20 protein-coding genes and 1 tRNA gene are annotated in these 22,369 nt (G+C 62.1%); 7 read left to right on the forward strand and 14 right to left on the reverse strand.

The annotated features are described in order from the left end of the window. Positions 1 to 50: 50 nt before the first annotated feature. Complete coding sequence (locus tag CVM52_RS05195; RefSeq protein WP_100161488.1) at positions 51 to 968, forward strand: helix-turn-helix transcriptional regulator; 918 nt, start codon at positions 51 to 53, stop codon at positions 966 to 968. Positions 969 to 981: 13 nt separating this feature from the next. Here CVM52_RS05195 and CVM52_RS05200 read toward each other — a convergent pair whose 3' ends face one another. Both CVM52_RS05200 and CVM52_RS05205 read right to left on the reverse strand, forming a co-directional pair. Continuing rightward, positions 982 to 2,196 (reverse strand): winged helix-turn-helix domain-containing protein, encoded by a 1,215-nt coding sequence (locus CVM52_RS05200; RefSeq protein WP_100161489.1) that lies wholly within the window; start codon positions 2,194 to 2,196, stop codon positions 982 to 984. A 6-nt stretch (positions 2,197 to 2,202) separates the two neighbouring features. Continuing rightward, on the reverse strand, positions 2,203 to 3,228 hold the full coding sequence (locus CVM52_RS05205; protein ID WP_100161525.1) for a LacI family DNA-binding transcriptional regulator: 1,026 nt from the start codon (positions 3,226 to 3,228) through the stop codon (positions 2,203 to 2,205). Between the two features lie 143 nt (positions 3,229 to 3,371). Here CVM52_RS05205 and CVM52_RS05210 point away from each other — a divergent pair. Then, positions 3,372 to 3,448: transfer RNA gene (locus CVM52_RS05210), tRNA-Arg, on the forward strand. A 270-nt stretch (positions 3,449 to 3,718) separates the two neighbouring features. On the opposite strand, the gene CVM52_RS05215 is transcribed toward CVM52_RS05210, so the two are convergent. The 7 genes from CVM52_RS05215 to CVM52_RS05245 all read right to left on the reverse strand — a co-directional run bounded on the left by CVM52_RS05215 (position 3,719) and on the right by CVM52_RS05245 (position 9,542). Then, the gene (locus CVM52_RS05215; RefSeq protein ID WP_306372750.1) at positions 3,719 to 4,636 is read right to left on the reverse strand and encodes an arsenate reductase/protein-tyrosine-phosphatase family protein; all 918 of its coding nucleotides are present in this window, start codon (positions 4,634 to 4,636) and stop codon (positions 3,719 to 3,721) included. A gap of 74 nt (positions 4,637 to 4,710) precedes the next feature. Beyond that, positions 4,711 to 5,037 carry a winged helix-turn-helix domain-containing protein gene (locus tag CVM52_RS05220; RefSeq protein WP_100161491.1) on the reverse strand — a complete coding sequence of 109 codons (327 nt, stop codon included), beginning with the start codon at positions 5,035 to 5,037 and terminating at the stop codon, positions 4,711 to 4,713. Next, positions 5,034 to 5,726, reverse strand: coding sequence for a phosphate signaling complex protein PhoU (phoU, locus tag CVM52_RS05225; RefSeq protein ID WP_172720915.1), 693 nt, complete (start codon positions 5,724 to 5,726; stop codon positions 5,034 to 5,036). The genes CVM52_RS05220 and phoU overlap by 4 nt, the downstream gene beginning before the upstream one ends. A gap of 8 nt (positions 5,727 to 5,734) precedes the next feature. Further along, positions 5,735 to 6,532: a phosphate ABC transporter ATP-binding protein PstB gene (gene pstB, locus CVM52_RS05230; RefSeq protein WP_100161526.1), complete on the reverse strand. Its 798-nt coding sequence runs from the start codon at positions 6,530 to 6,532 to the stop codon at positions 5,735 to 5,737. Between the two features lie 84 nt (positions 6,533 to 6,616). After that, on the reverse strand, positions 6,617 to 7,570 hold the full coding sequence (gene pstA, locus CVM52_RS05235; RefSeq protein ID WP_100161493.1) for a phosphate ABC transporter permease PstA: 954 nt from the start codon (positions 7,568 to 7,570) through the stop codon (positions 6,617 to 6,619). Position 7,571: 1 nt separating this feature from the next. Then, positions 7,572 to 8,504 (reverse strand): phosphate ABC transporter permease subunit PstC, encoded by a 933-nt coding sequence (gene pstC / locus CVM52_RS05240; RefSeq protein ID WP_205964885.1) that lies wholly within the window; start codon positions 8,502 to 8,504, stop codon positions 7,572 to 7,574. Between the two features lie 66 nt (positions 8,505 to 8,570). Further along, positions 8,571 to 9,542, reverse strand: a complete 972-nt coding sequence (locus tag CVM52_RS05245; protein WP_100161494.1) for a PstS family phosphate ABC transporter substrate-binding protein — start codon at positions 9,540 to 9,542, stop codon at positions 8,571 to 8,573. Positions 9,543 to 9,917: 375 nt separating this feature from the next. Here CVM52_RS05245 and phnD point away from each other — a divergent pair, with 375 nt between their 5' ends. The 5 genes from phnD to CVM52_RS05270 all read left to right on the forward strand — a co-directional run bounded on the left by phnD (position 9,918) and on the right by CVM52_RS05270 (position 16,502). Further along, positions 9,918 to 10,874, forward strand: a complete 957-nt coding sequence (gene phnD, locus CVM52_RS05250; protein ID WP_100161495.1) for a phosphate/phosphite/phosphonate ABC transporter substrate-binding protein — start codon at positions 9,918 to 9,920, stop codon at positions 10,872 to 10,874. A 64-nt stretch (positions 10,875 to 10,938) separates the two neighbouring features. Further along, the gene (phnC, locus tag CVM52_RS05255) at positions 10,939 to 11,760 is read left to right on the forward strand and encodes a phosphonate ABC transporter ATP-binding protein (RefSeq protein ID WP_100161496.1); all 822 of its coding nucleotides are present in this window, start codon (positions 10,939 to 10,941) and stop codon (positions 11,758 to 11,760) included. Next, positions 11,757 to 12,560, forward strand: a complete 804-nt coding sequence (phnE, locus tag CVM52_RS05260) for a phosphonate ABC transporter, permease protein PhnE (protein WP_100161497.1) — start codon at positions 11,757 to 11,759, stop codon at positions 12,558 to 12,560. Before phnC ends, phnE (CVM52_RS05260) begins: the two co-directional genes overlap by 4 nt. After that, positions 12,557 to 13,369 (forward strand): phosphonate ABC transporter, permease protein PhnE, encoded by an 813-nt coding sequence (phnE, locus tag CVM52_RS05265; protein ID WP_100161498.1) that lies wholly within the window; start codon positions 12,557 to 12,559, stop codon positions 13,367 to 13,369. Before phnE (CVM52_RS05260) ends, phnE (CVM52_RS05265) begins: the two co-directional genes overlap by 4 nt. 343 nt (positions 13,370 to 13,712) lie before the next feature. Then, the gene (locus CVM52_RS05270; protein WP_100161499.1) at positions 13,713 to 16,502 is read left to right on the forward strand and encodes a bifunctional aconitate hydratase 2/2-methylisocitrate dehydratase; all 2,790 of its coding nucleotides are present in this window, start codon (positions 13,713 to 13,715) and stop codon (positions 16,500 to 16,502) included. A gap of 218 nt (positions 16,503 to 16,720) precedes the next feature. Here the strand turns inward: CVM52_RS05270 and CVM52_RS05275 are convergent, their stop codons facing one another. From CVM52_RS05275 to CVM52_RS05295, 5 genes are all read right to left on the reverse strand, one after another. Continuing rightward, on the reverse strand, positions 16,721 to 18,502 hold the full coding sequence (locus tag CVM52_RS05275; RefSeq protein ID WP_100161500.1) for an IlvD/Edd family dehydratase: 1,782 nt from the start codon (positions 18,500 to 18,502) through the stop codon (positions 16,721 to 16,723). A gap of 596 nt (positions 18,503 to 19,098) precedes the next feature. Beyond that, positions 19,099 to 19,980, reverse strand: a complete 882-nt coding sequence (locus tag CVM52_RS05280) for an NAD(P)-dependent oxidoreductase (RefSeq protein ID WP_100161501.1) — start codon at positions 19,978 to 19,980, stop codon at positions 19,099 to 19,101. An 11-nt stretch (positions 19,981 to 19,991) separates the two neighbouring features. Beyond that, positions 19,992 to 20,429 (reverse strand): GlcG/HbpS family heme-binding protein, encoded by a 438-nt coding sequence (locus CVM52_RS05285; protein WP_100161502.1) that lies wholly within the window; start codon positions 20,427 to 20,429, stop codon positions 19,992 to 19,994. Between the two features lie 51 nt (positions 20,430 to 20,480). Then, entirely contained in the window at positions 20,481 to 21,764 is a 1,284-nt protein-coding gene (locus CVM52_RS05290) for a TRAP transporter large permease (RefSeq protein WP_100161503.1), read from the reverse strand. Between the two features lie 3 nt (positions 21,765 to 21,767). Next, on the reverse strand, positions 21,768 to 22,298 hold the full coding sequence (locus CVM52_RS05295) for a TRAP transporter small permease (RefSeq protein WP_100161504.1): 531 nt from the start codon (positions 22,296 to 22,298) through the stop codon (positions 21,768 to 21,770). Positions 22,299 to 22,369: the final 71 nt, after the last annotated feature.

Consider the following 22,369-nt stretch of genomic DNA (forward strand, 5'->3'; position numbering starts at 1 on the left):
GGCCCGGTCCCGTCGTAGATTGTGCAATATATCACACAAGCGCGGCGGGCATGACCGAGATTACGAATTTCCGAGGCGAAACCTCTCCCGACCCGGTGCACCGGTCCTCCGATGATGCGGTGGCGGCGCTGATCCGCCGCGTGGGCGAGCGCGTGCGCAAGGCGCGCGAACTCAAGGGGATTCCGCGCCGCGTGCTGTCCGAGATTTCCGGCGTGTCGCCGCGCTACCTCGCCCAGCTCGAGGCCGGCGAGGGCAATATCTCGATCGGGTTGTTGCAGCGCGTGGCCATCGCGCTGGACCATCGGATCGAATGGCTGATGGGCGAGGACGACCCGTGGTCGTCCGACGTGAACCGGGTGGCCGACCTGTTCCGCGCCGCCAGCGCCGATGTGCAGCAGGCGGTGATGCGCAAGCTGAGCCCCGAGCCGATCGAAACCAAGCGCGCTCGCCGCATCTGCCTGGTCGGGCTGCGCGGGGCGGGCAAATCGACCCTGGGCGCGATGGCGGGCAAGGCGCTGGGCGTGCCCTTTGTCGAGCTGAACCGCGAGATCGAGGACCACAGCGGCATGCCGGTGGACGAGGTGCTGGCGCTCTACGGTCAGGAGGGCTATCGCCGGCTGGAGGCGCAGGCGGTCGAGCGGGTGATCTGCACCCATGACGCCATGGTGCTGGCCGTCGCCGGCGGTATCGTGGTCGAGCCCGAGACCTATAATTCGCTGCTGGGGCATTTTCACACCATCTGGCTGAAAACCACGCCCGACGAACACATGGCCCGCGTCCGCGCCCAGGGCGACGAACGGCCGATGGCGGGCAATCCCGAGGCGATGGAACAGCTGAAATCGATCCTGACCAGCCGGGAATCGCTCTATGCCCGTGCCGAGGCGCAGCTCAACACCTCGGGTCGCCCGGTCGAGGAGTCTTTGAAGGATCTGCTGGCGCTGATCGAAGAGCGCGGGTTCCTGAAATAAGGGGGGGCAGGCCCTATTTCGGGGCCCTCAGCCAGTCATCGGCAAATGCCACCCTGGCCACCCCGGCCAGCCGGGCGAGGCGGGTCAGTTCGGCCTCCAGCCGCCCGGTGCGGGCGGCGGACCAGCGTATGCCGGGTTCGGGCCACAGCGCGGTAACGCGCAGCACGTCCTGGTCGCGATGCGCCTTCATGTCGATACGCCCGACGATGCGGTCGCCTTCCAGCAGCGGGAAGACGTAATAGCCATAGCTGCGCTTGGCCTCGGGCACGAAGATCTCGATGCGATAGCGGAACCCGAACAGGCGCTCGGCGCGGTTGCGGTCGCGCAGCGCCGGGTCGAACGGGCTGAGCGCGCGCATCCGCCCGCTGGGCGCGGGCGCGTTCTCGGCCTGCTCGATCACGTCGGGGCGGGCAAAGACCTTGCGCAGCGCGCCGCCGGTACAGACCACTTCGACCGGGATCAGCGCGCCCGCCGCCTGTTGCGCCGCGCACCAGGCCTTGGCCTCGTCCGGGCGCACGATGTCCCAGAACGCGGCGATTTCGCCGGACGTGGCAAAGCCCAACCGCTCCAGCGCGGCGCTGCACAGCCAGTCGACGCTTTCAGCCTCGTCCGGCACCGCGGCGGTGTGCAGCAGCGCCTGGTCGATCACCCGTTCGGTCAGGTCATAGCGTTTCTGGAACCCGTCGCGGCCAACCACCGTCACGGCTCCGGAACGCCAGAGGAATTCCAGTGCGGTCTTGGACGGGTGCCAGTCCCACCAGCCGCCGCTGCTGCGTTCTTCATCGGCGCCGACCTCGGAGGAACTGACCGGGCCGTTGTCGCGGATATGCGCCAGCACGCTGTCAAACCGGTGGTGAAATTCCTCGCCCTGCCAGCTTTTCCAGCGCTGTTTCAGCCGCGCGGCGTCGCGCCGGAACCGCAGGTGCCAGTGCGGGAAAAACGCCATCGGGATAACCGAGGCGTCATGGGTCCAGTGTTCGAACAGCGCCCGGTCGGCTTCGTACAGCCGTTTCAGATGGTTCGGGCGATAGGCCGGGCGGCGCGCGAACAGGATAAGGTCATGCGCCCGCGCCACGGTGTTGATGCTGTCGATCTGGACAAAGCCCAGCCTCTGGATCAGCTGCTGCAGGTCGGCGCCCTTGGCCGGGCCGCTGGGCGCTTCGGCCAGCGCGTGGCGGTGCAGGAACAGCCGGCGCGCAGTGCGGGTGTCGAGGCGGGGCAGTGCCACAAGGGCCTACCAGCGTTTCAGCGTGTCGCCATAGCTGATCGTCGGCGTCAGCGTCACCTGCTGTTCGATTTCGACCGCCGGCTCGGCCAGCCGCGCGGCGATGATCTCGGCCGCCTTGCGCCCGATCTCCAGCCGGCAGGCATCCATCGTGGCCAGCTTGCGCGGCAGGCCCTGCAACAGCTCCACCCCGTTGAACCCGGCCAGCCCGATCTGTTTTGGCACCTCGATGCCCTGGTCCAGCAGGTAGAGCAGCCCGCCGGCACCAATCATGTCGTTGGAATAATAGAGGAAATCCAGGTCGGGCGAGCGGTCCAGCATCGCCTTGGTCATTTCCCGGCCCTTGGCCAGCGCCGAGCCGCCGGAATAGAATTCGCGGTCCTCGATTTCGACGCCGCTTTTGGCCAGCACCTCGGTGAACCCTTCGAACCGCTTCCGCGCCCGGTGGTCCAGCGGCATCTTGGTGCCCATGAAGCCGATATGGCTGTAGCCGGCCTTGAGGATCGCCTTGGCCATCTCGCGCCCGGCGCGGCGGTGCGAGATGCCGACCATGGCATCGACCGGCTTGCCGTCGGTATCCATGATCTCGACCACCGGAATGCCTGCCGCCTCCAGCATCGCCCGCGAGGCCTCGGTATGTTCCAGCCCGGCGATGATCACCCCCGAGGGGCGCCAGGACAGCATTTCGTACAGAACCCGCTCTTCCTTTTCCGGCAGATAGTCGGTGACGCCGACCACCGGCTGCAGCACGGTGTCTTCCAGCACCTGGTTGACGCCGGTCAGCACCTCGGGGAACACCATGTTGGACAGCGACGGGATGATCACCGCCACCAGGTTGACCCGGCTTGAGGCCAGCGCGCCGGCGATCTTGTTGGGCACATAGCCCAGCTCTTTCGCTGCGGCGAGCACCCGTTCGCGGGTGGTGTCCGAGACGTCGCCCCGGTTGCGCAGCACCCGGCTGACCGTCATCTCGGACACGCCCGACGCTTCGGAAACATCGCGCAGGGTCAGCGGGCGTTTGGCATCCAGTGTCACGGGGAACAACTTTCGAAAGGAACAATATCCCCACGTTACCGCAACTTCACGAGACCATTCAACAACCTGTTCCGACCTGCGGCGGGGGTGGGGAAATCAAGCCATGACATTCGGCGCCGGTGACGGTAAGAGCAGGGCGGCGTGGCCCCGTGGCTCAACTGGATAGAGCAGCCCCCTCCTAAGGGGCAGGTTGCAGGTTCGAATCCTGCCGGGGTCACCATCAGGTCTCTAAAAGCAAACGGGAAATAGGCACCTTTGACGGAGTGCAAGTCGCCGTGCAGGGCAGGCAAGTCGTTGCCAATGCCATGGGTTGATTGCCGTTTTTGGTGGTTTGAGAGCGTTCTGGCAGGAAAATCGTCGCAGGGGGTGTGCCAAAAGCCCATGTCAGGCAAGCGCCATTCCGGCGCGGGCGGTTTTGGTGGGGGCCGGAAGCCCCCAAAATCAGCGAAGACACCGGCGACGAGACATGGGGCCGTTCTGGGCGCGCGGATCAAATCGCCTTGGTCGCCTCGAGCATCTGGCCGATATCGTCCAGTTCCCTCTGCAAGGAGATCCGCGACAGCGATGGGAGCGGCAGCGAGATGAAAGCCTTCAGGCGGCGTTCCATGGTGGTATAGCTCTGCTTGAACGCCAGCGCACGCTCGGCATCGCTGCCCTCGGTCTTGCCCGGGTCGGACATGCCCCAGTGGGCCGTCACCGGCTGGCCCAGCAGCGGAGGGCACTCCTCGTTGGCGGCACGATCGCAAACGGTAAACACGAAATCCATCCGGGGTGCAGAGAGTTCGTAAAACACCTCGATGCTTTTCGGATAGAACAGCGACACGTCATGTCCCCGGGCGCGCAGCACCTCGGCGGCAAGCGGCTTGAGGTCTTTGCGCGGCTGCGTTCCGGCCGAAAAGGCGCGAAACCGCTCTCCCCCCTCGGCCCTGAGAATGGCCTCGGCAAAGATCGACCGGGTGGAATTGCCGGTGCACACGAACAGCACGTTAAAAATCTGCTTCTGGCCAAGCGCCTGATCGGGCTGGCCCTGAGACAGCAAGGTCGCCAAAAGCTCGGGCCGGCCCCGGCAACAATCGTTTACAAGGTATTCGATCAGGGAGCCGGTCAGCGCGAGGTCGATGCTGTAGTGAAGCGAGCGCCCGCGCCGCGACTGTTGGATCAGGCCCGCGCGCGTCAGGATCCCCAGATAGACCGAAAGCGTGCTGGGCTTCAGCTCCAGCGCCTCGGTCAACTCTCCGGCTGAAAGGGTGTCGGGCGTGCGCCGCGCCAAAAGGCGAAACACCGCCATGCGCCCGGGATGCGCAAGAGCAGCGAGCGCCGAGATGTTTGCCTTTTCGTTCACGCCTGTCCGATTTCGAAGCCTGAGACCACTGCACGAAGGAGGTTGCCCAGCCGATATCAGCATCACACCGCCCAAGGCCGTATATCTAGCATCGTTTCAAGGAGGCCGCCAGAGGACCGCAACAGCCGAGCACCGCGCTCTCAGCCCAGCGCATATCCCACGCCGCGTATCGTGCGGATCGGATATCTATTATCCGTCTGGCCCAGCGCTTTGCGCAGCCGCGCGATGTGGGTATCAACGGTGCGCTTGTCGATTGTCGTTTCCTGGCCCCATACGCGATCGACAAGCGCGGCGCGTGTCCAGGTTTTGCCGGGCCTTTCGATCAGGGCGACCAGTAAAAGAAACTCGGTCGAGCCGAGATGCACCAGCTTGCCTCCGCGCCGGACCCGCAGGCATTCGATCTCAAGCAGGATATCGTCGAATTCGAACACGAGGTCCGTGGCGATCGATGCCCGCGCCCAGGTCATCCGAAATCCGATCCGGTTCTGGTCGCGCCTGGTGGAATGCCGCGCGATACGAACAGAACTTCTTCGGCGATGTTGGTGGCGTGGTCTCCGATCCGCTCGAGCGCGGTGGCAACGAACAGGCGCCCCACCGAAGCCTGCGCCTGGGCCCGGCCCTGCCCAAGCGCCACCATTGCCGCGTCGAACACCGCATCCCTATAGGCGTCAATCCGTTCATCGGTAACCAGGACCTGCTTTGCGGCCTCGGTGGAATTGTCAACCAGCGCCGTCACGCTCAGTTCAAGCGTGCGCGCGACAAGGGCGGCCATATCCGCGATCTGACCGGCTTCGGCGGGTGCCATTTTCCGGGCCGGCTTGGCAATCCCATGCCGGGCGATGGTCTTGGCATGGTCGCCCGCGCGCTCAAGGTTGCCCACCGCGTGCTCGATGCCCATGACCAGCCGCAAATCCTTGGCCACCGGCTGAAACTTCAACAGCACGTCAAAGCAATCGGCGCGCAACTCTTCGAAGGCCGTGTCTATATCGAGGTCGCGGGTGATCGCCTCCAGCGCGCGGGGCTCATCGGAGGCGAGATAGGCGGATGTCGCCAGGCTACAGTTCTCTGCGGTCATTGTACCCATGCGTTTGAAACTCTGGCGAAGAACCTCCAGCGCCGTTTCGAAGGATTTCAGCAGATGCGGGTTGGAAGCCATGGCCATGCTCATCCATACCGGCCGGTGATGTAACTTTCGGTGCGCGGGTGCCTGGGGGTGGTGAAGATCTGGTTGGTGTCCCCGAATTCCATCGCTTCACCGAGATACATGAAGGCTGTGCGATGCGAGATGCGTGCCGCCTGCTGCATGTTGTGGGTGACGATCACGATGGTCACGGTCTCTGACAGTTCCTGCAAGAGATCCTCGACCTTGGCCGTGGCGATCGGATCGAGCGCCGAGGTCGGCTCGTCCAGCAGCAGGATCTCCGGGTTGGGCGCCAGCCCGCGCGCGATGCAGAGCCGCTGCTGCTGTCCGCCCGAAAGGTCATAGGCGGAACCGTGCAGCTTGTCCTTCACCTCGTCCCAGATCGCGGCGCGGCGCAGGGCGCTTTCCACCGCCTCGTCGATCAGCGACCGTTTCTTGATACCGCGCACGCGCAGGCCGGCAGCGACATTTTCATAGATCGACTTCGGAAAGGGATTGGGCTTTTGAAACACCATGCCCACGCGCAGGCGCACCAGCACCGGATCGACCTCCGGGCCAATCAGGTTCTCGCCCTCGGGTTCAAGGATCACTTTGCCTTCGTAACGGTTGCCCGGATAGAGATCATGCATCCGGTTCAGGCTGCGCAGCAAGGTCGACTTGCCACATCCCGAGGGGCCGATGATCGCGGTGATCTTCCGGTCGAGGATCGGCATGTCGACATGTTTGATCGCCTGATGACCATTGGCGTAATAGAAGCTGAAATTTTCGATCCGAGCGCGCAGCGGGTCGCGTTCGGCGGAAGGTTTGATCGGCGGCGGCATGCCGGCCTTTTGCGGGCTGGCCGCGGGCTTGGCTTCGGTGTGTGTCGGCGCCGCGTCATGCGTCATGGATGTGTCTGTCATGGATCAGTTCCTGTAGCCTTGGCGCAGCCGATAGCGGATCCAGATCGCGATGCCGTTGAGCGAGAAGGTCAAGGCGATCAGAACAACGCCGGTTGCGGCGGCAGCAATGTGAAATTCGGCCTGGGGGCGGGACACCCAGTTGAACATCTGGATCGGAAGCACGGTGAAACCGTCGTTCAGCCAGGCGAATGAGATGAAGGGAAAATCGCCGGTCACCGGCGGCGGCGGCAGAAAGGCAATGAAGGTCAGCGCGCCGATGGTGATGATCGGGGCGGTCTCGCCGATGGCGCGGCTCAGGCCCACGATGGCACCCGTCAGGATACCTGGGCGCGCGGCAGGGATGATGTAGTTCCACATCACCTGCCATTGGTCGGCGCCAAGCCCGTATGCGCCTTCCTTGATCACTCGTGGGATCGCGCGCACCGCTTCGCGGGTCGAGACGATCACGATCGGCAGGATCAGCAGCGCCAGCGTCATTCCCGCGACGAGGATCGTCTTGCCGAGGCTGAAGCCGTAGACGAAAAGCCCGAGCGCAAGCAGGCCGTAGATGATCGAGGGCACCCCGGCGAGGTTCGAGACGTTGATCTCGATAAAATTCGACAGCCACCCCTTGCGGGCATATTCCTCGAGGTAGAGCCCCGCGCCGATGCCGATGGGAATGGCGAGGAAGGCGGTCACCAGCATAACCAGCAGAGACCCGACCCAGGCCGACAGGATGCCGGCCCGTTCGGGCAAGCGTGACGGATAACTTGTCAGGAAGGCGTAGTCGATACGCGCGGCGCCCCGGATCACCAGATCGCCGATCAATGACAGCAGCAGGGTCATGGCGAGGGCCATGACGACAAGGCCGCCGGCGGCAAACAGGATATCTTTTCTCTTGGCCCGCCGCACCGCGTCGAAGGCGGTTTGATCGGTTGTCACGGCAGCGTCGAGGGTGCCTTCGGTGGTCGTGGTCATCTCAATACGCCTCGCGGAATTTGCGGCGAAGGTAGAAGCCGATGATGTTGAAGAGCAGCGTGATGACGAACAGCAGCAGCCCGACGGCAAAGATCGACTGGTAGGCGATTGATCCATGTGCCACATCGCCTAGGCTCATCTGGACGATATAGGCGGTGATCGTTGCGGCGCCTTCGCGGGGATCCCATGTCAAATTGGGGTTCTGGCCGGCGGCGACGGCCAGGACCATCGTTTCTCCCACCGCCCGCGACATGCCGAGAATGAAGGCCGCGGTGATGCCGGAAAAGGCGCCGGGAATGACGATGCGTGTGGCCACCTGCCATTTCGCCATGCCGAGGCCATAGCCGCCTTCGCGCAAACTGTTGGGCACGGCGCGCATGGCGTCTTCGCTGACCGAAACGACATAGGGCAGGATCATGATGCCCAGGATGATGCCAGGGACCAGCAGGTTGATGCCTTTCAGGCCCGGAATGATGCCTTGCAGAAAGGGCGTCATCACCAGCAGCGCGAAATAGCCGTAGACCACGGTGGGCACGGCCTCCAGCATCTCCAGCGCGGGCTTGATCGTTTCGCGGACGGCGGGGCGGGCATATTCGCTCAGATAGACCGCCATGATCAGGCCGAAGGGGACGGCGATGATCATCGCCAGCCCGGCGGTCTGCAGGGTCGCCGCCAACAGCGGCAGCACGCCGAATTGCGGGTTGGCGAAGACCGGGGTCCACATCGTTCCGAACAGGAAGTCGAACAGCGGTACGTTGACGAAAAAATCCCAGGAATCACGCAGGAGGATAAAGACGATCGCGGTGGTCACGAAGACCGACAACGCCGCGCAGAGAAACAGGAAAACCTTCATGCCGCGCGCAATCCAGCGTCTGCGCCGGACAAAGCCGCTGCGGATCAGCTCTGCCGAGGTGGGGATGGAAGTGTCGGACACGATGACCTCGCTTGGCCGGAACAGGGGCGGTGGGGCCGAGGTCCCACCGCCGGATCGAGAAAGGTCTTAGTTCGCGGCCAGCAGGTCGTCGGGCGTCACGCCAACCTTGGAGCCGCCATCGAAGAACGAGCCGGTCTGGCGGGCGGCAATCTTTGCTTCCGCGGCGACAAAGGCGGCTTCGGGCAACGCGAGATAGCCCGTCGAGGCAACCAGATCGATGGCGTGGGCCGGATCGAAGAAGAACTTGGCGAAGTCTTCGACGTTAGGCTTCTCGTCGAGATGCGCCTTGTTGACATACATGAACAGCGGGCGGGTCAGCGGCTGGTAGGTGCCGGAGGCCGCGTTCTCGGTCGAGGGCTCGACACACTCGCCGCCGTTATAGGAAATCTCCAGCGGCTTCACGCGGCCGCGGTTTTCCTCGACATAGGCCAGACCCAGGAAGCCGATGGCATCGGGGTCGGTCGACACGCCCTGGATGGTGATGTTGTCATCTTCGGTGGCGGTGAAGTCCCCGCGCGAGGCACCTTCTTCGCCGATGATGGCAAAGGTGAAGTAGTCATACGTGCCCGAGTCGGTGCCGGCGCCGAACAGGGTCAGCGTTTGATCGGGATATTCCGGATTCAGCTGGTTCCAGTTGTCGATCTTGCCCTGCGCTTCGGTCTCATAGGCCGTCTTTAGCTCTTCGACGGACATGCAGGTGATCGGGTTTTCCGGGTTCACGATAACGGCCAGCGCATCCATCGCGACGGGCATTTCGAGGAACTCGATGCCGTTTTCGGCGCACAGTTCGGCTTCCTCGGTCTTGATCGGGCGCGAGGCCCCGGAAAAGCTGGTTTCGCCGCGGCAGAACTTCTTGAAGCCGCCGCCGGTGCCGGAAACGCCAACCACGACGCGGTTGCCGGTTGAGATCTGGTACTCCTCGGCAAAGGCTTCGGACACTGGGAAGACGGTCGACGACCCGTCAACCTGAACAGCGTCTTGAGCGAAGCCGACGCCTGGCAGCGCGAGGGCAATGGCGGTGAGGGTAGGGGTGCGCATGAGCAGACATTCTCCTGTCAGTGTTGGTAAGCTCGGCGCCTTGTTACGAATGCCTTGTAAAAGTTTTGTGAATTCATGAATTATCAAATTAAAGATTTTGGCCCGGCATTGACGACTTGTCCATCGATCGAAACATGCACGATCTCACCTGTCTGCAAGGCCTTTTCTTGCCATCGGGCCGGAGAGCGAGGCCGGAAGGTGAAGTGTGAAGATTTTGTAAAAACTGAATTTTCTCGGCAATGACTGTCACGGCGCGCTTGATGAAATGATAATTCATGAATTATCGAATGAATCGCGCCCCTCGCATCGAGCCGGGCGCCAGACCGATTGTCAATTTCCTCACGCGGCACCGACCGCACTTCCGACGGAGACACCATGTCCTTTCTTTCCAACAGCATTGCCGGCGCAACGGTTGCGGCCTTCTGCGCGACACCCGTCCTGGCAGAATTCCAGCTGGGCGACCGCTATACCGATGCCGATGGCGATCTCGTGGCCGATATCCCGGCGGATGCCGCCGATCAGATCGACCCGTCGACGTTGATCTTTGCCTATACCCCGGTCGAAGACCCGGCCGTCTATGCCGATGTCTGGTCCGAATTCCTCGACCACATGAGCGAAGTCACCGGCAAAAGCGTCCAGTTCTTCCCGGTCCAGTCTAATGCCGCCCAGATCGAGGCGATGCGCGCCGGTCGTCTGCATGTGGCGGGGTTCAACACCGGTTCCAATCCGCTGGCCGTGGCCTGCGCCGGGTTTCGGCCCTTCGCCATGATGGCGGGCGAAGACGGCTCCTTCGGTTACGAAATGGAGATCATCACCCACCCGGATTCGGGGATCACTGCTGTTGAGGATATCAAGGGCGGGCAGATGGCCTTCACCTCGGAAACCTCGAATTCGGGCTTCAAGGCACCCTCGGCGATCCTGAAGGCCGATTTCGACATGGAAGCGGGCCGCGATTTCGAGCCGGTGTTCTCCGGCAAGCACGACAATTCGATCCTCGGCGTCGCCAACAAGGACTATCCGGCGGCGGCCATCGCGAATTCCGTCAAGGCGCGGATGATCGAGCGCGAGGTTGTCTCGGACGACCAGATGAACGTGATCTACACCTCGCAGACCTTCCCGACGACCGGTTACGGCGTGGCCTACAACCTGACGCCCGCGCTTCAGGACAGCATCCGCGAGGCGTTCTTCAGCTTCGACTGGACCGGCACCGGGCTGGAAGAGGAATTCGGCAAGAACGGCGAAGCCCAGTTCATTGAGATCAGCTTCAAAGAGGACTGGTCGGTGATCCGCAAGATCGACGAGGCCAACGGCGTCTCTTACGACTGCCAGTAACCGATGCCGCAATGCAGGCCAGGCGGGCAATGTCCCGCCTGGCCGTTCAGCGAAAGCCACACCCATGCTTGAACTTGTCTCCCTGTCCAAGATCTACCGGACCGGCGACGCCGCCCTGACCGAGGTGTCCTTGCAGGTACCCAAGGGCCAGATCGTCGGGCTGATCGGCCCGTCGGGTGCCGGGAAATCCACTCTGATCCGCTGCATAAACCGCCTGGTCGAGCCGAGCGCGGGCGAGATCCGGCTGGGAGGTATGAGCCTGGTGGCTCTGGGGCGCAGCGATCTGCGCCGGCAGCGCCGACGGATCGGCATGATCTTTCAGGAATATGCGCTGGTCGAACGGCTGACGGTGATGGAAAACGTGCTTTCCGGACGGTTGGGCTATGTGCCGTTCTGGCGCAGCTTCCTGCGCCGGTACCAGTCGAAGGACATCCAGCGCGCCTATCAACTGTTGGACCGGGTCGGACTTCTGGCCCATGCGAACAAGCGCGCCGATGCGCTTTCCGGTGGACAGCGCCAAAGGGTGGGCATTGCCCGAGCCTTGGCGCAAGAGCCCGATCTGCTGTTGGTGGACGAACCTACCGCCAGCCTCGACCCCAAGACCAGCCGCCAGATCATGCGCCTGCTGACAGAAATCTGCGCCGAACGCGATCTGCCTGCCATCGTCAACATCCATGACGTGCCGCTGGCGCGGCAATTCATGCAGCGCATCGTGGGTCTTCGCGCCGGGCAGGTGGTGTTCGATGGCTCCCCGGTCGAGTTGACCGAGGCGTCGCTTACCGAGATTTATGGCGCCGAGGATTGGGACGCCATGCGCAAGGGGGACGCCGAACAGGCCGCTGCCGAAAGTGACGCGTTGCAGCATCTCGCTGAGGTCGGGGCATGAGTGCGCCATACCCGGGCACATGGCATCGTCCGCCCCAGATCATACGTGACCGGCGATTGCGGGTTGCGCTACAGATCGCGGTCCTGCTGTATCTCGCGCTGGCCTTCGGCACGATCGAGGTCAATTGGCAGCGTGTTTCCGAGGGGTTGGAGCGCGGCCAGCGTTTCGTCATGGGCTTCTTGCAGCCGGATTTCACCAGTCGTTGGCGCGACATCAGCCAGGGGCTCCTGGAAAGCCTGACGATGACGCTGACCTCGACGGTGATCGGCGTGCTGATTTCTGTGCCTATCGGGATCGGGGCGGCGCGCAACCTTGTCCCGCGCCCGGTCTACCTTGTCTGCCGTGCCATCGTCGCGGTCAGCCGGTCGCTGCAAGAGGTGATTGTTGCCATCTTCCTGGTCGCGATGTTCGGCTTTGGCCCATTCGCGGGCTTCCTCACGCTGACCTTCGCCACGATCGGCTTTATCGCCAAGCTTCTCGCCGACGATATCGAAGAGATCGACGAGGCCCAGGCCGAGGCCATTCGCGCCACCGGAGCCACGTGGTTTCAGCTGTTGAACTATGCGGTTCAGCCGCAGGTGATGCCGCGCCTGATCGGCCTGTCGCTATATCGGTTGGACATCAACTTTCGCGAAAGCGCGGTGATCGGCATCGTCGGCGCGGGCGGGATCGGCGCCACTCTGAACACTTCAATCGACCGCTACGAATATGACAGCGCCGGAGCGATCCTGTTGATCATCATCGCCATCGTGATGGTGGCGGAATACAGCTCCAGCTATCTCAGGAAGTTCCTGCAATGACCCACGCCGCTTCGCTTCCTGCCACATGGTCCTATCGCAGCCGGACCGTGCGACTCGCGCTTTGGGCCGGTTGGTTGGCACTGGTCGCTCTTTTTGTCTGGTGCTGGCAGATAATGACCCAGACAACCATCTGGGCCTTTGTGCTCGATGCGCCGCGGCAAGCCGCCGATATCGGTGCGCGGATGGTTCCGCCGAAATGGGGTTACCTCCCCGAGTTGATGCTGCCGCTGTGGGACACGCTGAACATCGCCACGCTGGGCACGATGGGCGGGGTGATCCTTGCTGTGCCCGTGGCCTTGATGGCGGCGCGCAACACCACACCTTCGGCCACCATTCTGCGTCCGATCGCGCTGTTCATCATCGTTGCATCGCGGTCGATCAACTCGTTGATCTGGGCGCTCCTGCTGGTGACGATCATCGGACCCGGATTGCTGGCCGGGATCATCGCTATCGCGCTGCGTTCGATCGGATTCATCGGCAAGCTGTTCTATGAGGCCATCGAGGAAACCGATCCGACCCAGATCGAGGCCATCGAGGCAACCGGCGCCGGACCCGTGCAGGTTTTGACCTATGGCGTGGTGCCGCAAGTCATGCCGACGCTGTGGGGCATCTCCGTCTTTCGATGGGACATCAACATTCGGGAAAGCACCATTCTCGGATTGGTTGGCGCGGGTGGTATCGGCCTGAAGTTGAACGCCTCGATGGCGGTTCTGGCATGGGACCAGGTCACGGTGATCCTGTTGTTGATCCTGGGCACCGTCATCGCCAGCGAATGGGTCGCTGCCTGGGTCCGCCGCACCATCATCTGACCAAACGTGCCACCATATGCCGAACGGTGGCGGCGGGACGGTTATTGCTGGCCAGAGGCGCTTAACTTTTGGGCTTGGCGCGAGGGGGTTTGCACGATCGCACCCACGCGATCACGCTTCGTTATTCTGGTGGCTGCGATTGTGCTGTATTGGATCGGGTGGAATTCTGTACCAAAGCGGCGCCTGCGGTAGGTCCGGTGCAGGGCATGGGGCAGCGTGTCGCGCGCGAGGGGCTTGCACGTGGCGTCCATGTTGTATACCGCAGTATACAATTATGCGCAGCTGCCGGACGCCTTCGGCCTGTGACCGTCAAAACTGTAATATCTTGTCAGCGGATAAGCCAATGACCCTCTATGCTAGCTACCTTGAAGAGATCGAAACACGCAAGGACCAGGGGCTGCACCCCAAGCCCATCGACGATGGCGCCCTGCTTGCCGAGATCATCACGCAGATCAAGACGCCGGACCATGCGCACCGGGCCGACTCGCTGAATTTTTTCATCTACAATACGCTGCCCGGCACGACCAGCGCCGCCGGCGTCAAGGCGAAGTTCCTGAAAGAGATCATCCTGGGCGAGGCGGCGGTCGAAGAGATCAGCCAAGAATTTGCCTTTGAACTGCTGTCGCACATGAAGGGCGGGCCCTCGGTGGCGGTGCTGCTTGATCTTGCTCTGGGCGATGAGGCCGATATCGCCCGGCAGGCGGCGGATGTCCTCAAGACGCAGGTGTTCCTTTACGAGGCAGATACCGACCGGCTGGAAGCGGCGCATAAGGCCGGCAACGCCATCGCAACAGACATCCTTCAGAGCTATGCCCAGGCGGAGTTCTTCACCTCCCTCCCCGAGGTCGAGGAAGAGATCGAGGTTGTCACCTTCATCGCCGCCGAGGGCGACATTTCCACCGACCTGCTGTCTCCGGGCAACCAGGCGCACTCGCGCGCCGACCGTGAGCTGCACGGGAAATGCATGTGTGACGAGGCCGCTCAGAAACACATCGAGGAGCTGAAGCTGCAGCACCCGGACAAGCGCGTCATGCTGATCGCGGAAAAGGGCACCATGGGCGTCGGCTCCAGCCGGATGTCGGGCGTCAACAACGTCGCGCTTTGGACTGGCAAGCAGGCCAGCCCCTATGTGCCCTTCGTCAACTATGCGCCGGTGGTGGCCGGGACCAACGGCATCTCTCCGATCTTTCTGACCACGGTCGGCGTGACCGGAGGGATCGGCATCGACCTCAAGAACTGGGTTCGCAAGACTGGCGAGGACGGCAGGCCGATCCTCGGCAATGACGGGAACCCGATCCTTGAGCAGAAATACTCGGTCGAGACCGGCAAGGTTCTGAAGATCAACACGAAAAAGAAAAAGCTGTTCGACGAGGACGGCAACGAACTGACCGATCTGTCGGCCTCCTTCACGCCGCAGAAGGTCGAATTTATGAAGGCCGGCAGCTCTTACGCCATCGTCTTTGGCAAGAAGCTGCAATCCACTGCCGCCGACATCCTCGGGATTGAGCCGCCGCAGGTCTTTGCCCCCGCGCGCGAGGTCAGCCACGAGGGGCAGGGCCTGACCGCGGTGGAAAAGATCTTCAACGCCAATGCGGTCGGCGCGACGCCGGGAAAGGTGCTGCACGCCGGATCGGACGTGCGGGTCAAGGTCAACATCGTCGGCAGCCAGGACACCACCGGCCCGATGACCGCGCAAGAGCTGGAAGCGATGGCCGCGACCGTGCTGTCGCCCGCCGTCGATGGCGCCTATCAGTCCGGCTGTCACACCGCATCGGTCTGGGACAAGAAGGCCGAGGCAAATATCCCGCGCCTGATGGCCTTCATGAACAAGTTCGGCCTCGTCACCGCGCGCGATCCGAAAAATGTCTATCACCCGATGACGGATGTGATCCACAAGGTGCTGAACGACATCACCGTGGACGATTGGGCGATCATCATCGGCGGCGACAGCCACACCCGGATGTCCAAGGGGGTCGCCTTTGGCGCGGATTCGGGCACCGTGGCGCTGGCGCTGGCAACCGGCGAGGCGTCTATGCCGATCCCGGAATCGGTCAAGGTGACCTTCCGTGGCGAGATGGCCGAGCACATGGATTTCCGCGATGTCGTCCACGCCACCCAGGCGCAGATGCTGGCGCAACATGGCGACAACGTCTTCCAGGGCCGGATCATCGAAGTGCACATCGGTACCCTGCTGGCCGACCAGGCCTTTACCTTCACCGACTGGACCGCAGAGATGAAGGCCAAGGCCTCGATCTGCATCTCGAACGACGAGACGCTGATCGAAAGCCTCGAACTGGCCAAGCACCGCATCCAGATCATGATCGACAAGGGGATGGAGCAGGACAGCGGCATGCTCGCCGGCCTGATCGCCATTGCCGACCAGCGCATCGCGCAGATCCGTTCGGGCGAGAAGCCGGCGCTGAAGCCCGATGACAACGCGAAATACTTTGCCGAGGTGGTGGTTGACCTCGACGCCATCGACGAGCCGATGATCGCCGACCCGGACGTCAACAACGCCGATGTCTCCAAACGCTATACCCACGACACCATCCGCCCGATTTCCTACTACATGGCGGAAAAAAAGGTGGACCTGGGCTTTGTCGGCTCCTGCATGGTGCACAAGGGCGACATCAAGATCGTCGCCCAGATGCTGAAGAACCTCGAAGAGACGAATGGCAAGGTCGAATTCAAGGCGCCGCTGGTCGTTGCCGCGCCGACCTACAACATCATCGACGAACTCAAGGAAGAGGGCGACTGGGAGATTCTGCAGAAGTATTCGGGCTTCGAGTTCGACGACTTCAACCTGAAGACCAAGGCGCGCACGGAATACGAGAATATCCTCTATCTCGAACGCCCGGGCTGTAACCTGTGCATGGGCAACCAGGAAAAAGCGGCCAAGGGCGATACGGTCCTGGCCACCTCGACCCGGCTGTTCCAGGGCCGCGTGGTGGCCGACAGCGACACCAAGAAAGGGGAATCGCTGCTGGCCTCGACCCCGGTCGTGGTGCTGTCGGCGATCCTGGGCCGCACGCCGACGATGTCAGAGTACAAATCGGCGGTGAAGGGCATCAACCTGACGAAATTCGCGCCGCCGCAGCAAAATCCGCTGGACAGCCGGTCGGTGCATTTCTGAGGCCTTGCGCCGGGGCGGGCCTGCCGTGCGGCAGCCGATGCGCCAATTAATGCCCTGACAAACAAACCCCCGGGGCCGTGCGGCCTCGGGGGTTTGTGCATCGATGACGGCTCGGGGCGGCACAGGAGCGGCCGTCGTTATTTGTCCTGATCCCTCAGGGCGCCGCCGCGCGTCTTGCTCCGGGCAAGCCCCATATCCATCCGGCGGCGTCCGGCTCGTCAGTGATTGTCCACGGGCAGATCCCGCGCCACGCGATGATAGGCCGTTGCAAATTCAAGACAGCCGCCATTTGCCAACTGACCCACGTGTTTGCGGTAAAGCTCCTGCCAGGGCGTTTGATGGCGCAGCTCGGGCGGCTGCCAATCGGCTTTGCGTTTCTCCCAGTCTTCCTTGGACACGCAGGCGTTCAACGTGCATCGATTCAGATCGAGTTCGATCGGATCGCCGGTTTTGAGGAATGCGAGGCCGCCACCGACCACGGATTCGGGTGATGCATTCAGAATGGAAGGGCTTTCCGAGGTTCCGGACTGGCGCCCGTCTCCCACGGTGGGCAGGTGGTCGATACCGCTTTGCACCAACGCGTCTGGCGGCAACATGTTGACCACTTCGGCCGAACCGGGATAGCCGACACATCCGACCCCCCTGATGAACAAGATCGATTTCTCATCAATCTGCAGTTCAGGGTCGTTGATACGCTGGTGGTAATCGTCGGGGCCGTCAAACACGATCGCTTTGGCCCGGAAGATGTTTTCCGAACCGGGCGCCGAAAGGAACCGCGCGCGGAATTCCGCGGAAATGACCGAGGTCTTCATCAAGGCGCTGTCAAAAAGATTGCCGGACAGGACCATGAAACCGGCCTTCTCACGCATCGGGTTGAGATAAGTCTTGATCACCCGCTCATCCCGGCTGCGCCATCCCTTCAGCGTGTCGCCGACATGTTTCCCGGAGGCGGTCATGGCGTCGGTATGGATCCGCCCGGCAGCATTCAGTTCGCCCATCACGGCCGGAACGCCGCCGGCCCGGAAAAATGCCTCGCCCAGAAATTCACCGGCCGGCTGCATGTTCACCAAGAGCGGGACATCATATCCGATCTCCTGCCAGTCCGAGACATCAAGCTTGATGCCCGCATGGCGCGCGATGGCCTGCAGGTGCGGAGGGGCGTTGGTTGATCCGCCGATCGCCGAGTTGACCACAATCGCATTTTCGAACGATTTCCGGCTCAGGATGTCAGATGGTTTGAGATCCTCGAATACCATCTCGACGCAGCGTTTCCCGGTCTGATAGGCCATCGCCATGCGTTCGCGGAACGGCGCCGGAATGGCGGAGTTCCCAGGCAGGCACATGCCCAGGGCCTCTGCCATCGCGTTCATCGTGCTGGCGGTTCCCATCGTGTTGCAATGGCCCAGCGACGGGGCCGAGGCACAGACCCGCGCCATGAACTCATCATAGTCGATGTCGCCCTTGGCCAGCAGCCGCCGGCTTTCCCAGACAACGCTGCCGGAGCCCGCCAGCGACCCGTTCCACCAGCCATCCAGCATCGGACCGCCATTGAGCGTGATCGCGGGAAGGTCCACCGTGACCGCGCCCATCAACATCGCGGGCGTGGTCTTGTCGCATCCGGTTGTCAGCACGACCCCGTCAATCGGATAGCCGTGCAGGACTTCAACCAGCCCGAGATAGGCCAGGTTTCGATCAAGGGCTGCCGTCGGGCGTTTTCCGGTTTCCTGGATCGGGTGTACAGGAAATTCCATCGGGATCCCGCCAGCATCGCGAATGCCTGCTTTGATGCGATCCATCAGGAAAACATGGATCTTGTTGCAAGGTGTCAGATCAGAGCCGGTCTGGGCAATGCCGATGATGGGCCGGTCGCCCTGCAATTCCTCTCGGGTGTATTCCTGGTTTAGGTAGCGCTCGATATAGAGCGCCGTCATCCCCGGATTGTTGGGGTTGTCGAACCATTCCTGGGACCGGAATTTGCCGTTGGCGCGCCGCGTGGACATTTGCTTCCTCCTTCTATGCTGCGTCACCGGGCGGCACCAAACGGTCCGAGCTCCCGGAGGACGAGAGGCAAGGGTCGCTGTCGAACCCCTTGCAAAAACTGCCAGCCAGCGGCTCGGAGCGCTTCCGATCTGCTGCTATGTGGTCTGGGATGGCCTTGCGCGCCTTCCCAACACCCTGGTCGGCCAAATCGGGAGTTGCAAGATAGCAAGACATGCGATGCGTGCAACGTAGCCGCATTGGTCGATGCCAACAAACACCCCGGCTTTGATCTGGGCATCTGTCTTCGCAGCTTCATGGCATCGGCCCTAAGACGCGAAGACGGATGCGGTGTGCTTCGAGCGGCCCCGACAATTGGCGTCGTCCAGGATTGCCAGACCTGAGAATTCAAGCCGAACGCCGTGCAAACGGCGTATCCTGACAACCCTGTGGTGCGTTTCCCAGCGACACCGGCGATCATCGTCGAGAAGAGGCGCGGTATTGTCTGGCGATCGCAGGTCTGGGGGCTGCCTTGCCTCGGCTCCTGGCCGATGAAGGCGGGGCTTGGTCAAAGAGCGCATCGCACCAACCAGCTATTCCGACCTCACAGAGCCTCGGCCTAGGCGCCGAGCTTCACGAAATAATCGTAGATTTCGGGAACGTTGCCTTCACCCAGCCCGGCTTCAACCGCTGCCTGCAAATTGCTCGACGTGCCTTCGGCGATCTCTGCCCGGGTGCCGATATCCTCGGCCATTTTCAGGAAATAGCCCAAATCCTTGTTGGCATTGTTAATCGAGAACCCCAGATCGCTCACGCCATCCACGGCGTAATTCTTGCAGAACCCCATGAAGGGCGAATTTGACGGGCCCGTCGACATGATGTCGTAAAGCTGCTGGCGATCGACGCCGGCGCGCTCTGCGACGGCAAAGGCCTGGCTCATGGTGCAAACGGTGGTCATGCCCATGAAATTGTTGATCAGCTTGGTCACATGCCCGGCGCCCAGCGCGCCCAGGTAGAAGACGTTCTCGCCCTGCAGATCCAGCACCGGTTTGACCTTGTCGAATGTCGCCTTGTCACCGGCCGCCATGATGTTGAGCAACCCGTCCTTGGCATGGGCCGGAGTGCGGCCCAATGGCGCGTCGACCATACCGGCCCCCTTGGCCGCGAGGTCCGCCCCGATCTTGCGGGTCGAGGCCGGGATGGAGGTGCCGAAATCGATCAGAACCGCACCTTCCTTGATGCCGGCCAGGATGCCGTCTTCGCCATAGACGATCTTTTCCACGACCTCAGAAGTGGTCAGGCAAAGCATGATGATGTCGCTTGCCGCGGCCAGTTCTTTCGGCGACGCGGCCTCGGTGGCATTGCCACGATCAAGGACGGTCTGAACCGCGTCCTTGTTGAGGTCCATCACGACCATTTGGAACCCCTTTTTCTGAAGGTTTTCCACCATGTTTCCGCCCATGAGGCCGAGGCCGATGAAACCGATGACGGGTTTGGTCATGATTGCTTCCTTTAGTTTTTGACAGAGGATTGGGTTTCGATCAGCGCTCGGATCCCGGCTTCGGCGACCTCGAGATCCTGGGCTGGAGTCCCGGAACTGACGCCGATGCCGCCGACAACCTCGCCGTCAATGCGGATCGGCAGTCCGCCGGCGATCACCATCATCCGCCCGCCAAGGGCGGATGCAATCCCATGGGCCGGCTGGCCCGGCTGGTTTGCCTCGCCAAGTTCGTGCGTGCCCTTTCGGATTCCGGTTGCCGTAAAGCTTTTGTCGATGGCGAGCGTGATGCTGGGGATTTTTCCGCCATCCATCCGCTCGAAGGCCAGCAGATTGCTGCTTTCATCGGTAACGGCGATACACATGGGTACACCGATTTCTTCGGCCTTGGCCTTCGCCCCATCGATCAACAAGCGTGCGTCCTTCACATCGAGCCGTTTGATGGTCAGCATTCTTGTTCTCCTTGGTCGGCCAACCCTGCCGGCGGGCCCCGATATCGGGGCCTAGGGCATGATCAGGTAGGGTAGGGTCAGCGAGATCGCCGGGACGAAGGTGATCAGCATCAGCGCCACGAAGATTGCCAGGTAAAACGGCCAGATCGTGCGCACCGCTTTTTCCATCGGCAATTTACCCACCGCACAGCCGACGAACAGGCAAGTGCCCACGGGCGGGGTGCACAGACCAAGCCCAAGGTTCACCAGCAGGATCATGCCAAACTGCAGGGGGTCGATGCCCAGGGTGTTCATCACCGGCAGAAAGATCGGCGTGCAGATCAAAATGAGTGCCGCCATGTCCATGATCATTCCCAAGATCAACAGCACGGCATTGATCATCAGCAGGATCATGATCGGGTTTTCGGTGACCGACAGCAGGAAGTCGACGGTCTTGTCCGGCACCCGGTAAAAGGTCAGCATATAGGCAAACGCACCCGCGCAGGCGATCAGGATTGTCACCATCGAGGTGGTGCGCACCGACGAGATCACGGCGGTCTTGAACTTTTCCCAGGTGAGGTTCCGATAGACCAGCAGGGTGATCACCAAGGCATACATGGCGCCAAAGGCCCCGGATTCGGTGACGGTAAAGATGCCCGACAGCACGCCGCCAACGATGATCACGGCCGTCAACAGGCCGGGAATGGCTGCGGCAAAGGCTACGGCCAGCGCGGCAAAACCGGGGAATTTCTCGGCCCGATAGCCCCGTTTCACGGCCACGACATAGGCGGCGACGGCCAGGCAGATGCACATCAGCACACCGGGCACGACGCCGGCGATAAACAGCTTGGAGATCGACACCGCGCCGCCGGTGGCCAGCGCGAAGATGATCATGTTGTGACTGGGGGGAATGATGATCCCGGCAATCGACGAGGTCACGGTGACGTTCACCGCATAGTCGGCGTCATATCCCTTGTCTTTCATAACCGGGATCAGGATCGATCCCAGCGCCGAGATATCCGCAATTGCCGAGCCGGAAATACCGCCGAACAGCATCGACGAGAACACGTTGACGATGCCGAGCCCGCCGCGCACCGCGCCCACAGCGGCCTGGGCAAACCGGACCAGCCGCTGTGCGATGCCGCCGTGGAACATCAATTCACCGGCGAAGATGAAAAAGGGGATCGCCATGAACGCGTAGACGTTGATGCCCGCGACGATGCGCTGGAAGCCGACAAACAGCGGCAGCCCTTCGAACCAGAAAGCGGCAATCGCGGAGATGCCCAATGCAAAGGCAACCGGGACCCCGATGACGAGACAAAAGGCAAAGGCCCCGAAAAGTAGCAACAGTCCCATTTCTTAACCTTCTATGTGGTCTTGGCGTGCGTCACGCCCCAGGACCAGGCGGATCAGGTGGCCGACAGAGAACAGGAAAACCAGCGCCCCGCAGATGGTCAGCGGCAGCGAACGCAGCCCCTCGGACCACTGGATCAGCGGGATCAGCGTCTTCCATTTGAAAATCGTCAATTCGGTGCCGTACCAGAACATCATGGCGCCGAAGGTCGCCAGAAGCAGATCGGTTGCGAAGACAAAGACGGTGCGCACCCAGTCGGGCACCAAGGCCCGAAACAGGACCACCGACAGGTGGTGGTCTTGATGCACGCCGACCGCCGCACCCAGAAACGCAATCACCATGACCAGGAGCAGAGATACCTGTTCCACCCAGGTCGGCGTGTCGTTCAGGACGTAGCGGCCGAAAACCAGCCAGGCAAAGATCGCTGTCATCACGACCAGCGACAGACCGGCCAGGAACAGACAAAGCTTGGCGATCAGGTCATAGACCCAGTCCATCGCCCGCAGAAATGCCGGAGGTACAGTGGTATCTCGCATAATCTCCCCCCTTTGATGAAACGCTCGGAACCCGAGTGGCGCCGAGCGTTCAGTTGTTGTTGCGACGCGAG

Source organism: Pseudooceanicola lipolyticus (assembly GCF_002786325.1).
In the GTDB taxonomy this organism is placed as follows: domain Bacteria; phylum Pseudomonadota; class Alphaproteobacteria; order Rhodobacterales; family Rhodobacteraceae; genus Pseudooceanicola_C; species Pseudooceanicola_C lipolyticus.

What these genes read in the sequence shown, in the direction of transcription:
- CVM52_RS05195 (WP_100161488.1), top strand. Translation starts at nt 51, where the DNA reads ATGACCGAGATTACGAATTTCCGAGGCGAAACCTCTCCCGACCCGGTG.
- CVM52_RS05220 (WP_100161491.1), bottom strand. Translation starts at nt 5,037, where the DNA reads ATGACCTGGGCGCGGGCATCGATCGCCACGGACCTCGTGTTCGAATTC.
- phoU (WP_172720915.1), bottom strand. Translation starts at nt 5,726, where the DNA reads ATGGCTTCCAACCCGCATCTGCTGAAATCCTTCGAAACGGCGCTGGAG.
- pstB (WP_100161526.1), bottom strand. Translation starts at nt 6,532, where the DNA reads ATGCCGCCGCCGATCAAACCTTCCGCCGAACGCGACCCGCTGCGCGCT.
- pstA (WP_100161493.1), bottom strand. Translation starts at nt 7,570, where the DNA reads ATGACCACGACCACCGAAGGCACCCTCGACGCTGCCGTGACAACCGAT.
- CVM52_RS05245 (WP_100161494.1), bottom strand. Translation starts at nt 9,542, where the DNA reads ATGCGCACCCCTACCCTCACCGCCATTGCCCTCGCGCTGCCAGGCGTC.
- phnD (WP_100161495.1), top strand. Translation starts at nt 9,918, where the DNA reads ATGTCCTTTCTTTCCAACAGCATTGCCGGCGCAACGGTTGCGGCCTTC.
- phnC (WP_100161496.1), top strand. Translation starts at nt 10,939, where the DNA reads ATGCTTGAACTTGTCTCCCTGTCCAAGATCTACCGGACCGGCGACGCC.
- phnE (WP_100161497.1), top strand. Translation starts at nt 11,757, where the DNA reads ATGAGTGCGCCATACCCGGGCACATGGCATCGTCCGCCCCAGATCATA.
- phnE (WP_100161498.1), top strand. Translation starts at nt 12,557, where the DNA reads ATGACCCACGCCGCTTCGCTTCCTGCCACATGGTCCTATCGCAGCCGG.
- CVM52_RS05270 (WP_100161499.1), top strand. Translation starts at nt 13,713, where the DNA reads ATGACCCTCTATGCTAGCTACCTTGAAGAGATCGAAACACGCAAGGAC.
- CVM52_RS05275 (WP_100161500.1), bottom strand. Translation starts at nt 18,502, where the DNA reads ATGTCCACGCGGCGCGCCAACGGCAAATTCCGGTCCCAGGAATGGTTC.
- CVM52_RS05280 (WP_100161501.1), bottom strand. Translation starts at nt 19,980, where the DNA reads ATGACCAAACCCGTCATCGGTTTCATCGGCCTCGGCCTCATGGGCGGA.
- CVM52_RS05285 (WP_100161502.1), bottom strand. Translation starts at nt 20,429, where the DNA reads ATGCTGACCATCAAACGGCTCGATGTGAAGGACGCACGCTTGTTGATC.
- CVM52_RS05290 (WP_100161503.1), bottom strand. Translation starts at nt 21,764, where the DNA reads ATGGGACTGTTGCTACTTTTCGGGGCCTTTGCCTTTTGTCTCGTCATC.
- CVM52_RS05295 (WP_100161504.1), bottom strand. Translation starts at nt 22,298, where the DNA reads ATGCGAGATACCACTGTACCTCCGGCATTTCTGCGGGCGATGGACTGG.